The organism is Nocardioides sp. NPDC023903, assembly GCF_040639295.1.
Taxonomy (GTDB): domain Bacteria; phylum Actinomycetota; class Actinomycetes; order Propionibacteriales; family Nocardioidaceae; genus Nocardioides.
This window is the reverse complement of the sequence record NZ_JBEZZS010000005.1, coordinates 203,707-214,951: the sequence shown is the minus strand read 5'-3', so window position 1 is coordinate 214,951 and position 11,245 is coordinate 203,707. Positions and strand designations below refer to the sequence as shown.

General features: G+C 68.7%; 12 protein-coding genes. 9 read left to right on the top strand and 3 right to left on the bottom strand.

Features of this window, described 5'->3' with window-relative positions:
• Positions 1 to 4: 4 nt before the first annotated feature.
• Positions 5 to 643: a GTP cyclohydrolase I FolE gene (folE, locus tag AB0F44_RS08745; protein WP_350660221.1), complete on the top strand. Its 639-nt coding sequence runs from the start codon at positions 5 to 7 to the stop codon at positions 641 to 643.
• Positions 644 to 648: 5 nt separating this feature from the next.
• Here the strand turns inward: folE and AB0F44_RS08740 are convergent, their stop codons facing one another.
• Positions 649 to 2,169: a polysaccharide pyruvyl transferase family protein gene (locus tag AB0F44_RS08740; RefSeq protein ID WP_357354558.1), complete on the bottom strand. Its 1,521-nt coding sequence runs from the start codon at positions 2,167 to 2,169 to the stop codon at positions 649 to 651.
• Positions 2,170 to 2,274: 105 nt separating this feature from the next.
• Here AB0F44_RS08740 and folP point away from each other — a divergent pair, with 105 nt between their 5' ends.
• From folP to AB0F44_RS08700, 8 genes are all read left to right on the top strand, one after another.
• On the top strand, positions 2,275 to 3,078 hold the full coding sequence (folP, locus tag AB0F44_RS08735; protein WP_357354597.1) for a dihydropteroate synthase: 804 nt from the start codon (positions 2,275 to 2,277) through the stop codon (positions 3,076 to 3,078).
• Positions 3,078 to 3,458 carry a dihydroneopterin aldolase gene (gene folB, locus AB0F44_RS08730; RefSeq protein ID WP_357354556.1) on the top strand — a complete coding sequence of 127 codons (381 nt, stop codon included), beginning with the start codon at positions 3,078 to 3,080 and terminating at the stop codon, positions 3,456 to 3,458. Before folP ends, folB begins: the two co-directional genes overlap by 1 nt.
• On the top strand, positions 3,455 to 4,021 hold the full coding sequence (gene folK, locus AB0F44_RS08725; protein ID WP_350660218.1) for a 2-amino-4-hydroxy-6-hydroxymethyldihydropteridine diphosphokinase: 567 nt from the start codon (positions 3,455 to 3,457) through the stop codon (positions 4,019 to 4,021). The genes folB and folK overlap by 4 nt, the downstream gene beginning before the upstream one ends.
• Before the next feature lie 82 nt (positions 4,022 to 4,103).
• A complete protein-coding gene (locus AB0F44_RS08720; protein ID WP_357354554.1) occupies positions 4,104 to 4,541 on the top strand; it encodes a DUF3180 domain-containing protein in 438 nt (145 codons plus the stop codon).
• Positions 4,542 to 4,556: 15 nt separating this feature from the next.
• The gene (locus tag AB0F44_RS08715; protein WP_357354552.1) at positions 4,557 to 5,150 is read left to right on the top strand and encodes a hypothetical protein; all 594 of its coding nucleotides are present in this window, start codon (positions 4,557 to 4,559) and stop codon (positions 5,148 to 5,150) included.
• A gap of 225 nt (positions 5,151 to 5,375) precedes the next feature.
• Positions 5,376 to 6,056 carry a hypothetical protein gene (locus AB0F44_RS08710; protein ID WP_357354550.1) on the top strand — a complete coding sequence of 227 codons (681 nt, stop codon included), beginning with the start codon at positions 5,376 to 5,378 and terminating at the stop codon, positions 6,054 to 6,056.
• Positions 6,047 to 6,415, top strand: a complete 369-nt coding sequence (locus tag AB0F44_RS08705) for a hypothetical protein (protein ID WP_357354548.1) — start codon at positions 6,047 to 6,049, stop codon at positions 6,413 to 6,415. Before AB0F44_RS08710 ends, AB0F44_RS08705 begins: the two co-directional genes overlap by 10 nt.
• A gap of 9 nt (positions 6,416 to 6,424) precedes the next feature.
• The gene (locus AB0F44_RS08700; RefSeq protein ID WP_357354546.1) at positions 6,425 to 8,719 is read left to right on the top strand and encodes a glycosyltransferase family 2 protein; all 2,295 of its coding nucleotides are present in this window, start codon (positions 6,425 to 6,427) and stop codon (positions 8,717 to 8,719) included.
• Between the two features lie 12 nt (positions 8,720 to 8,731).
• On the opposite strand, the gene AB0F44_RS08695 is transcribed toward AB0F44_RS08700, so the two are convergent.
• Together AB0F44_RS08695 and AB0F44_RS08690 are read right to left on the bottom strand one after the other, a co-directional pair.
• Positions 8,732 to 10,366, bottom strand: a complete 1,635-nt coding sequence (locus AB0F44_RS08695; RefSeq protein ID WP_357354544.1) for a hypothetical protein — start codon at positions 10,364 to 10,366, stop codon at positions 8,732 to 8,734.
• Positions 10,363 to 11,202 carry a hypothetical protein gene (locus AB0F44_RS08690; RefSeq protein ID WP_357354542.1) on the bottom strand — a complete coding sequence of 280 codons (840 nt, stop codon included), beginning with the start codon at positions 11,200 to 11,202 and terminating at the stop codon, positions 10,363 to 10,365. The genes AB0F44_RS08695 and AB0F44_RS08690 overlap by 4 nt, the downstream gene beginning before the upstream one ends.
• Positions 11,203 to 11,245: the final 43 nt, after the last annotated feature.

Below are 11,245 nucleotides of genomic sequence, written 5' to 3'. Positions count from 1 at the left end.
AGACATGTCCGACAACTTCGATGACGTAGCGCCCGTCCATGTCCCCGAGCGGGACGTGGCGGACGTACCGGTGTTCGACCAGAAGCGGGCCGAGGCGGCCGTGCGCGAGCTGCTCTACGCGATCGGGGAGGACCCCGACCGCGAAGGGCTGCTCGAGACTCCCGCCCGGGTCGCCCGCGCCTACCAGGAGGTGACCCGCGGGCTGCACCAGACGCCCGAGGAAGTCCTCACCACGACGTTCGATCTCGGCCACGACGAGATGGTCCTGGTCCGTGACATCGAGCTGTGGTCGATGTGCGAGCACCACCTGGTGCCGTTCACCGGTGTCGCCCATGTCGGCTACATTCCGGCGTCCTCCGGCAAGATCACCGGCCTGTCCAAGCTCGCCCGGCTGGTCGACGTCTTCGCCAAGCGACCGCAGGTGCAGGAGCGGCTCACCACCCAGGTGGCCGACGCGCTCATGGAGCTTCTCGAGGCGCGCGGCGTCATCGTGGTGGTCGAGGCCGAGCACCTGTGCATGACGATGCGCGGCGTCAAGAAGGCCGGCGCTCGCACCATCACCAGTGCCGTACGCGGCACGATGCGCTCCAACGCCACCACCCGGGCCGAGGCCATGGCCCTGATCCGGGGCGGGACCCGCTAGGTCCCCTAGCTCGCGGAGCGCCGCAGCCGGCGGCGAACCCGTCGGACGAAGCCGCGCAGGCCCGCTCGTTCCTGGTGACGAGCGAGGTCTGCGCGCAGCTCGTCGATCAGGCCTCGCTGGCGGTCCAGGCGGCTGGTCTGCCGTTCGATCCGCGCCTGCTGCTTGCGCGTGGTCGACTCGAGGGCTGCGATTCGCTTGGCTTGGCCCTTCACCGACGCGGTGAGCTTCTTCTCGAGCTCCCGCTCGCGCCGCTTGGCGGCGGTGTCGGCGTACTCGGAGGCGACCTTGAGCGCGTGGATCCGGTCCTCGATGCGCCGGATGGCGTCATCGCCCGACCCGCGGAGCGTGGCGACGGGTGCCGCCGGCTCCAGCGCGGCGAGCTCGGCGTCGTACGCCGCACTCGACTGGTCGGGCTGCGCGACGTTCGCCAGACCGGCGTCGTCCAGGAACGCGGTCAGCCGCTTCCAGCCGTCGGCCAGGCGGTTGTGGAAGCTGGTGAAGTCGGCTGCCTGGAACAGCTCGTCGACCGTGGTCTCTGGCGTGATCGAGTCGAGCATCGTGTAGGGCAGACCGTGGTAGTCGCACAGCTCCAGCACGCGTGAGTCATGGGCGATGACCATGGCGGGGGTCCCGGCGAGCACCGCGGCGACGTTGCCGTGGATACGCGTGCCGAAGGCGAACCGCTGGGTGGCCAGGAACCGCATCCAGGATCCGGCGTCGAGGAACATCCGGGTCCGGTCCTCGAAGTAGAGCCGGTGGTCGCGGTCGATACCCATCTCGGGCTGACTGTGCCGACCCCACTGGAGCATCGCGAAGTCGTGGTGGGTCTGGCCGACGTACGTCATCTGCGGGTGCCGGTCGGCGAAGGCGTCGACGTACGTCTCGAACCAGGGCGAGGTCAGCGGGCTCATCGAGACCGCGATCGGGTCGTCGTCGGCGATCGGGGTGGAGCGCTCGTCGCGGACGGTGAGGTCCGGTCCGTTGAGGTAGATCGACGGACAGCCGATGATCTCGACGTGATCGTCGCCGTAGCCGAGACGCCGCAGGTACTCAGCGGTGATCTCGCCGCGTACGCCGACCTTCGGGGACCGTTCGAGGACGCTGTTCATGAACCGCCGGTGCAGAGCGGCCAGCTCGTCGTCGGGAGCGGTGTCGAGCTCGTCGAGGGAGAGCTGCGCGCCGATGCCGACGATGGTGGTCGGGATCGAGAGCTGCTCGATGAAGGCGGTCAGACGCGTCAACGGGCGGGTGAACTCCGGCCGGAGGGCGTTGGCCAGCGGCACCACGAAGTGGTCGTACTCGTCGTTCGTCGCCGCGACCTCGTCGGCGGTGAACGCACGCCGCTCATGGACGAAGCGGTTCGCGACGATCTCGGTTCCGGGCACGCTGAGGAGCCGGTGGGTCGAGTCGGCGAAGAGGAGGTTGCCGACGTTCGTGCCATAGAACCCGATGCCCCACGCACGCGGGTCGCCCGCCTCGATCACGTCGAACGGGTCCCTCGCTGAACGGAGCAGGATCTTGGCCACGATGCCTCCCTGGGTAAATGAGATGGCGGGCAGCCTGGCTGAGCCGGCCCACCTCGTCAAGTCTGCTCCTCCGGAACCGCCGGATAGGGTCGTGGCGTGCAGGTCATGGGAATCGTCAACGTCACGCCCGACTCGTTCAGCGACGGCGGACGATTCTTGGCGACCGATGACGCGGTGGCTCACGGTCATGCGCTCCTGGAGCAGGGGGCCGACCTCCTCGACATCGGCGGCGAGTCGACCCGTCCAGGGGCGACCAGGCCGCTGGTGGCCGACGAGCTGGCCCGGGTGGTGCCGGTCATCGAGACGCTGGCCGCGGAGGGGGCGACCCTCTCGGTCGACACGATGCGTCCTGAGGTCGCCGATGCCGCCCTGAAGGCCGGGGCGAAGATCATCAACGACGTCTCGGGCGGTCTGGCCGACCCGGGGATCCTGAAGGTCGCGGCCGACCACGGTGCGACGTACGTCGTGATGCATTGGCGTGCGCACGGTGCGGAGATGCAGCACCAGGACCATCTCGTCTACGCCGACGGCGTGGTCGCCACGGTCAAGGCGGAGCTGGAGCAGCGGATCGAGGCGGCGCGGGCGGCGGGGATCCAGGACGACAACATCGTCGTCGACCCCGGGCTCGGCTTCTCCAAGACGGCCGACGACAACTGGCGGCTGCTGGCGGGCGTGGAGGAGTTCCACAAGCTCGGCTTCCCGGTGCTCATCGGGGCCAGCCGCAAGACCTTCCTCGGCCGCCTGCTGGCCGCCCCCGACGGCACGCTGCGTCCGGTGACCGAGCGTGAGAGTGCTCACGATGCGATCACCGTCTTTCTCGCGCAACGCGGTGTCTGGGCCACGCGTGTTCATGACGTACGTGCCGCCAGGGACACCCTCGCGGCGGCAGCGAAACTGGAGAGCATTTGATGAACATTGTGGAACCCGCGGACGAAATCCAGATCCTCGGTCTGGAGTGCTTCGGCCATCACGGAGTCTTCGACTTCGAGCGCCGCGAGGGGCAGAAGTTCATCATCGACCTGGTCATCGGCACCGACTCCCGCAAGGCGGCGGAAACGGACGACTTGCATGACACCGTCGATTACGGAAGTCTCGCGATGGCGGTCAAAACCAATGTTGAGCGCGACCCGGTGGACCTCATCGAAACGCTTGCCCAGCGGATCGCGGACATTTGCCTTGCAGACATCCGCGCACTTTGGGTACGTGTTACGGTTCACAAACCGGGGGCGCCTATCGAAGCGACGTTCAAAGACGTCACCCTGACGATCACCCGGAGGCAGAGCACGTGACAGAGGTACCCAACCCGTACATCATCGACGCCGACACGCTCACCGGGGAGATGCGGCCGATCCGACGGGCGGTGCTGTCGTTGGGCTCCAATCTCGGGGACCGGTTGGCAAATCTGCAGGACGCGTTGAACACCCTCGCCGAGACCCCGGATGTCTGGGTGACCACGATCTCGCCGGTCTACGAGACCGAGCCGGTCGACTCGCCCGAGGATGCTGAGCTCTACCTCAATGCCATCGTCCTAGCCGACACCACGCTCACCCCGACGCGCCTGCTCGAGCGTGCGCTCACCATCGAGGACGCCTACGGCCGTTCGCGCAGCGGCATCTTCAACGAGCCGCGCACGCTCGACATCGACGTCATCTCGGTCGGCGACAAGATCCTCGAGGAGGAGTCGCTGACGCTGCCGCACCCGCGCGCGCACCAGCGGGCGTTCGTGCTCAAGCCGTGGCTCGACCTGGAGCCGAGCGCCGATCTTCCTGGCGTGGGTCCGATCGCCGAGCTGCTGGAGCAGTCCGACCAGTCCGGCATCACCCGCCGCGACGACCTCACCCTCGACCTCTGAGCCGGATCTGAGCACAGCACCCGAGGACCCCGACCAGGGTCCTGAGAAGGATCCAGCCGACGACGAGCGCCGGCTCCGCCCGATGTCGGGCGGAGCCATCACGGCGTGGGCCGTCATCGGGATCGTCGGTGGCTGGCTGGCTCACCCCGTGCTGGAGTCCTGGCGCGGCGTCGCTCCGGTGGTCACCTGGGCGCAGCCGGTGGTGCTGCTGCTGATCGCGGCGGCACTGGGCGTGACCGCCTGGATCACCCACCGCCAGCTGCAGGTACGCGGCGAGCGCATCGAGGCTCATCAGGCGGTCAACCGGCTGGTGCTCGCCCGCGCCTGCAGCCTGGTCGGCGCGCTCCTCGCCGGCGGCTATCTGGGCTACGCGGTGAGCTGGCTCGGCTACGACGCCAACACCGCAGCAGGGGAGCGGCTGGTGCGCTCGGCCCTCGCGGCCGTGGCCGGAACCGCGATCCTGGTGGCCGCTCGACTCCTCGAACACGCGTGCCGGGTCCGCAAACGCGATGAAAACTAGCCGTACCGTGGAAGCATGCCTTCCCCATCCGCAACTCCAGTCACACGCAGGCGTCAGCGCAGCACACGCCTGACGGTTGCTGTAGGCCTGCTGGCGCTGGCCGCCATCACGATCACCGCCGCGGTGGCCTCCGGGTCCTGGCTGGTTGTCGTGCTCGCAGCCGTTCTCGGGCTCGCCTGTGGCGCTGCCGCAACCAAGATCACCCACTCCGAACTCCTCCAGACCCGCCGCGACTGGGCGCGCGACCGCGCCGAGCAGGCCCAGGCCTACCGCGTCGAGTCCGAGAAGCGGGCCGAGGAGAACGCTGAGTTCCGCGAGCACATGGATGCCAAGCTCGCCGAGCGCGTCCAGGCCGTCGAGGAGCTCGAGTCCGCTCTGGCCGCCGCTCACCAACGCGCCGCCGAGGCCGTCCGTCGCCGTGGCGAGGAGGCCCGTCGGGCCGCCCAGGCCGAGATGCGTGGCGAGCAGCTCGAGGCGAGGCTCCAGGCCGTCGAGGCCGACGCCGCCGAGGCAGCCATCCGGGTCGCCGAGCTGGAGTCCGAGCTGGACGCCGTACGTGCCGAGCTCGAGGCCGAGCGTACGAGCTGGACCGGGGCTCAGTCCGCCTGACCAGCGCGCGACGCACAGATGTATGGATGGTGACGAGGCGCCAACAGCGTCGTGGCACTTTGCGTCGGAACGCGTGAAAACGCGCCGCGACGCTCAAATCGATACTCGGGTGGGTAACTGTCGGAGGTCTGGCTCGTTATGATTTTTCCGAACGGGTAACGCGCCTGCCGCGTCCCCGCGATCTGTGACGACGCTGCGACGAGAGTCGTCGGAAAGGGGAAGCCGGTGACGTTGATCGCCGAACGGGCAGTCACGATCACTGAAGGCTTCGCCTACCTACGCGACCTGATGACCACGTACGCCAAGAGGGCGCCGGTGAGGTCGGTCGCAGTGCTCGGGAATGCTCCTCTGGGGCCCAGCGACGACCGAGCGAAGGCCATCGACGACTCGGATCTGGTGATCCGGGTGAACAGCTTCGTGCTGGATGTCCCGGATGAGCCGCGCGCCCAGGGATCACGGGCCGACGTGGTGATCTGGAACCGGATCACCCGCCCGACGCGGTTCACCTTCGACCGCTACCGCGAGCGCCTCTACCTCCTCGCCGAACCGATGCGCTTCCATGGCCGCCTCGAGGTGTGGCCGATGTCCTGGCCGCCCGATCTGGGCTTCGTACCCATCCCGAACGGGGAGCTGCTCACCGGCACCGGGGCCGACCTCGACATCCCCTGGCGGACCGAGAAGCTGGCGCCGACCACGGGCTTCACCGCCGCGTGGCTGGCGGTCAACCTGTTCCCGGAGTCCGACATCCTGCTGTCGGGGTTCTCGTTCGTCGACAACCCTGGGCAGACGGAGTGGACCTATCAGGCCGGCGGCTCTTCGCCCGTGGCGCCGGAGCATCGGATCGAGGCGGAGGCACGCGTCATGACCGGCTGGCTCGAGGAGGAGCGCGTTTCCCTATGGCGATGAACCGACTGCGCGGCAAGGTCAACAGATTGGCCGGATCCGCAGCCGACCTGGACGAGGCTCGAGCCACCATCGAGGAGCTGCGTGCCATCACGGACCGGCAGCGCGTCCGTATCGGCGACCTCGAGCGCGAGCTCGCTCGGGTCAGCCCGCAGGTCGCGGCCCTCGAGGCACGTCTGGAGACCCTGCGTGACACCGTCGAGCGCGGCAACCTCACGGCCGGAGCGCCGTCGGACGGCCACGTCGACGCCTCCTCGATCTGGGCCGAGATCCAGCGTCAGCAGGAGCAGGTGCGTGCCCGCATCACGGCTGCCACGCGTTTCGAGGAGCGGTTGCGAAGGCTCGAGGACGGAGCGACTTAAGGTGAGTTTGTGCCGCATCCCGCTCTGAGCATCGTCATCCCGTTTCACAACGTGGAGCCCTTCCTTCAGACGTGCCTGGAGTCGCTTCGCGCCCAGACCTTCTCGGATTTCGAGGTGGTCATGGTCGACGACGCATCCACCGACGGGTCCGCGACAGTTGCCGACCGGTTCGCGTCGAGCGACTCGCGTTTCCGAGTGGTCTCCTCGGAGAAGGTCGGCGTCGGTGTGGCCCGAAACATCGGGGTCGAAGAGAGCAGCGGTGACCTGCTGGCGTTCGTCGACGCCGACGACTACGTCCCGGAGTACGCCTACCAGCTCATGACGGACACGCTGGCGCGCTCGGGCTCCGACTTCGTGGCGGGCAACGCCCGCCGGTTCGACTCGGTGTCGGTCTGGCAGTCGTGGTCCCACCGGCGCCCGTTCGTCACGACCCGCATCGCCACTCACTGCAGCCGGACCCACATCCTGGGCATCGACCGCTACATCTGGAACAAGGTCTACCGGCGCGACTTCTGGGACTCAGCCAGCCTCAGCTACCCGGACATGCTCTACGAGGACTACCCGGTCGCCCTCGCCGCGCACATCCGCGCCCGACAGGTCGACATCCTCGCCGAGCCGATCTACTACTGGCGCCACCGCGACGGCGGCGAGGCCTCGATCACGCAGAGCCACTGGAACCTCGACAACCTCGGTGACCGCGTACGTTCGGCCGAGATGCTCTTCGACATGGTCGAGGAGCAGGCTCCCTACCTGTCCGACCTGGTCAAGTCGCATCTCGCGGCGACGGATGTCCAGGTGCTCGCCCGATCGATCGAAGACCATCCGACCGATGAGTCCGGACGCATCTTCGACCTGGCGGAGCGCTACCTGGCGCGCGTCGACGACGCGATCCTCAACCGTCAGGGACCGTACGAGCGACTGGTGTTCGACCTGCTGAAGCGCCGTCAGCGTGACGCGCTGTCTGCGCTGACCCGTTATCGGGCCGAGAACGGGACCCAGGCGCCGCTGGCCCGACGGACGGATGGCTGGTACGCGAAGCTCCCGTCCTTCGAGGACGCCGCCGTCGGCGCACCTGACTCGGTGTTCCGTCTGGCGCCTGCGTACATGAAGCCCAAGGCAGTGGCGACCGAGGCCTGGTGGAGCGGCTCCCGGGTCACGGTCCGGGTCAACATCGGCGTCAACACCCTCGCCCTCGCGCCACGAACACGCTTCAAGGTGTGGCTGGAGAGCCCCAACGGCGGCAAGGTGCCCGTGGATCACGTCGCTCGTCCGCGGGCGATCCCGTTCGGCCAGGTGGACAGGTCCACGCTCGAGCTGAGCATCGACCCGTCGCGACTGGCCGGTGATCGCCAGTGGCGCCTCATGATCAGCATTCGCAACCGCGACGTCCGCGACGTGATCCAGGTGACGACGTCGGGGGACGGACGGGAGCGGTGGCAGGGCTGGCGGCGCATCGGCAACCGCTGGTGTCGCCCAGGACGCCTTCCCGGCGGCTTCGGGGTCACCGTTCGTGATCTCCCGGACGCGTGGGTGGATCACACCACCGACCTCGGCGACGAGATCGAGATCCGGGGCGCGTTCCGAGGCACTCCTCCTCAGCATGCGGAGCTGACGCTCACCGACCGCAGCGGTTCGGTGGTGACTCACGCGCTGACGATCGGCGAACGGGGCGAGCGAGGCATCACCCCGTGGCGACTGACGGTGCCCGTCGAGGCTGTCCTCGAGAAGTCCGGATTGGACATGCCCATGGAGGAGATCGTGCCGACCCGGGTGAAGCTGGCCAGGAAGGGACGTACGTCTCCGCTGCCGGTGCATCCGGACTTTCTCGGCTCTCGATCCCTGATGAAGGGGCGCGCGGTGAACGCCACCCGCGACCCGAACGGGTCCTTCGTGATCACCGCGACGCCCGACCGTCCCGTCGTTCACGACGCGTGGTGGCAGGGTGAGGACCTGGTCCTGCGTGGTCCGGACGGTCCCCGGCTGGAATCCACCGGCGCGGTCCTCCGGACCTGGCCGACCCCGGAGAAGCCCCTCGATGTCACCCTGGACGTGACCGACCGTGACGGCGTCTTCCTGATCACCGTGCCGGTGAGTGCGTTGCGGAGCACCGCGATCGAGCACGATGCCTGTGAGACGTCGCGGTGGTCGTTGCTGGACGGCCGCGACCACAAGCCGATCGTCGTCGCCCGTGAACTCTGTGAACGAGTGCCTCAGCCCACCGCGACCGAGGCAGCGAAGCTCGAGTTCGGCTGGTCGGACGAGATCCACCTGCGGCTCGTGCCGGCCACGCCCACCGAGGCGTGACCGGCTGACGTCCTAACGCTTGGCCACGCGTCGGATCCTGCGGAGAACCCTCCTGAGCAGGCGGGCCGCGCGCCGGGCCCCGGGCACACGCCCGAAGCCGGAACGCGCCCGCCCGGGGACGGCTGACGCACGCTTGGCGACCCGGCTGACGGCCGGGGCCTGCAGAGCGCTGAGCTGACCCTCCAGCTCCTTGATGCGATCGTTCAGTGCCTCGACGTCGCGTCGGGCCGCAGTGCGTACCTCGTGGGTCATCGTCTGACGTTGCCGCATCTGCTGCTTGAACCAGGTCACCTGACCGCGCAGCGCCTCGTTCTCCTCCGCCAGCTTCCGCAGCTCGCTCGGATCAGTGTCCTGCGCCGCCTGCCGACCTGCGACCACGGGAGTCATGCCGGTCGAGGAGAGCGCGGACTCACGCCGCTGACGTACCAGGCGAACCTCTGCCGGAGTGACCGCGACATCGATGGTCGCCGCGAGCAGGACGGCGAGCTCGTCCCGGCCGCGTCCGGCGGGCCAGGGGTGGCGCCACCCCGCCGCACAGAGGAACGCGGCAAGCTCGTCCAGCAGCCCGAGGAGGATCTCTTCGGCGGACTCGCCGAGCTTCACCGTCGACTCGTGGACAGGGACGACGACGCCGGCGTCGAGGCCGATCTCGTCGACCTGAAGACCGCACCACCGCTCAGGGGCGTCGGCGATCGCGTCGTGCAGCTGGCGTACGTGGCGGCGAAGGCCCGACGCGTCCCGCCGTGCCGACTCGCGCATGGCTTCGACCAGCCAGGACCGCTCGGCAGCGGTCCAGGACGTCTCGTCACCGGTCCGGTCGACACCGACGACAGAGGAGATCGGGTCGAGGCCCCGCGTGACCAGCCAGCCGCCAGCGGCGGCCGCGGGTCCCAGCGCGTCCAGTGCCTGGCCCAGAGCGGGCTGAACCTCGCGCAGCGTGGAGGTCTCGGAGGGCCGGCCGTGAGCGACCGCGAGCGCGACCGAACAGGCTTCGGGAACCGCGGCCAAGGTGGGCGAGCCGACGTCGGGCCACAGTGTGTATCCGCGACCGCCGAATCGTGCGCTCGCCTCCGCCAGGCTCAGCGGGTTCGCACGGTCATGGACGGGGAAGGACCAGTCGGCGTTCTCGTTGGAGGCTTCGGAGGGGACGGCCCTGAGCTGGGCGAGCGGGGATCCCGGGTTGGGGACGACCACCGCCAGACGGGAGTCAGCCGTCGCGAGGCCGGTGAGGTGCTCGGAGATCGCGTGCCAGTCCGCCGGGTCCGTGTCGATCGTCGCGACGCGTCCGAACCCGTCCAGCGCGAGCACGGCGTCGGCCGGCTGGACGGGGGTCCAAGCACGGAGATCGCCGCAGACGACGGCGACAGCCTTGCCTGCGTACCGCTCGGAGACGAGCTCCGCATCGGAATGTGTCCGGAGGACGATGGTCGTCGTCGCGGCTCGGTCGACGACCGCATCGAGGAGGTCGAGGTCGTGCGGGCCGACGACGAGCAGGTGGGAGGTACCGGTCGCCGTCGCGACGGCGAATCGGGTCAGGACCGGTCCGCGAGGGAGCGCGCCGCCGCCGGCCATGTCGGACCAGTCGTACATGTCGCCCGGGACGACGCTGTAGGCGGCGACCTTCGAAGGCGTGTCGGTGTCGTTCATGCGGTGATCTCCCATCCGAAGAGCGCGCGCAGCTCAGCAGGCGACGCCATGGCATCCAGCCCGAGCTCGCGCATGGTCGTGGCGCGTACTTCCTCTGCGTCGGTCTCCACCCCGTGGAACTCGGGGAACAGCCGCTTGGCCTGCTCGTTCCCGTCCCTCACGCTGGCGTCCCTGACGTCGGCGAAGGTCATCGGGTCGCCGTAGACCGCGACCTCGGAACCGACCGAAGCACCGTAGAAGATCGCCGTGGTCAGGCGGTTCGAAGCGACCCGGCGGTGGCGGATCTGCTCCGAGTACTGCTTGTGGAGGAAGCGGGTGTCCGTGCCCTGACGCAACGTGCCGCGCTTGCCGTGACAGATGACCCGAAAGCCGGCGTCCTCATAGCGGCGACGGATCTCGGGCATGTCGTACTCGATCCAGTAGAGACAGACGGTCACCGGGCCGTCCTCGGTGTCCCGGATCTCCTCGATCAGCCGGTCATGGTCGCCGCTGACCTCACCGTGGTCCCAGGTGTGGAACGGGTAGAAGATCGTGCCGTCGCGCTCCTCAGCCGGGGGAACGGGCTCGACGTCCTTCTTGAGCTCGAGCAGGTAGTTCCACGGAGCGCCGATCACGGCATAGTCGCGCCAGCCGACCGCCTGGCCGCGGCGCAGGTTCGCGTGGGACCAGACGAACTTGGGGAAGCCATAGGGCGGCTCGTGGCCCGGGCCGAAGCCGTGAAGAAGGTTCCAGCCGTGCTGGAGCACGCCCCAGATCGGGCGCGGCTGCTCGAACGAGAGTCCGCAGTACTCCGAGAGGATGTGGGCGTGTCCGTACCAGTGATTGCTCGTGTCCAAGTCTTCAGTCTCCACGGTCTGGCGAACGGCGACCGGCCCGCCC

Excerpts from the sequence above, each read along its gene's own strand:
- folE (WP_350660221.1), top strand. The coding sequence starts at position 5 with ATGTCCGACAACTTCGATGACGTAGCGCCCGTCCATGTCCCCGAGCGG.
- folP (WP_357354597.1), top strand. The coding sequence starts at position 2,275 with ATGGGAATCGTCAACGTCACGCCCGACTCGTTCAGCGACGGCGGACGA.
- folB (WP_357354556.1), top strand. The coding sequence starts at position 3,078 with ATGAACATTGTGGAACCCGCGGACGAAATCCAGATCCTCGGTCTGGAG.
- AB0F44_RS08720 (WP_357354554.1), top strand. The coding sequence starts at position 4,104 with ATGTCGGGCGGAGCCATCACGGCGTGGGCCGTCATCGGGATCGTCGGT.
- AB0F44_RS08715 (WP_357354552.1), top strand. The coding sequence starts at position 4,557 with ATGCCTTCCCCATCCGCAACTCCAGTCACACGCAGGCGTCAGCGCAGC.
- AB0F44_RS08705 (WP_357354548.1), top strand. The coding sequence starts at position 6,047 with ATGGCGATGAACCGACTGCGCGGCAAGGTCAACAGATTGGCCGGATCC.
- AB0F44_RS08695 (WP_357354544.1), bottom strand. The coding sequence starts at position 10,366 with ATGAACGACACCGACACGCCTTCGAAGGTCGCCGCCTACAGCGTCGTC.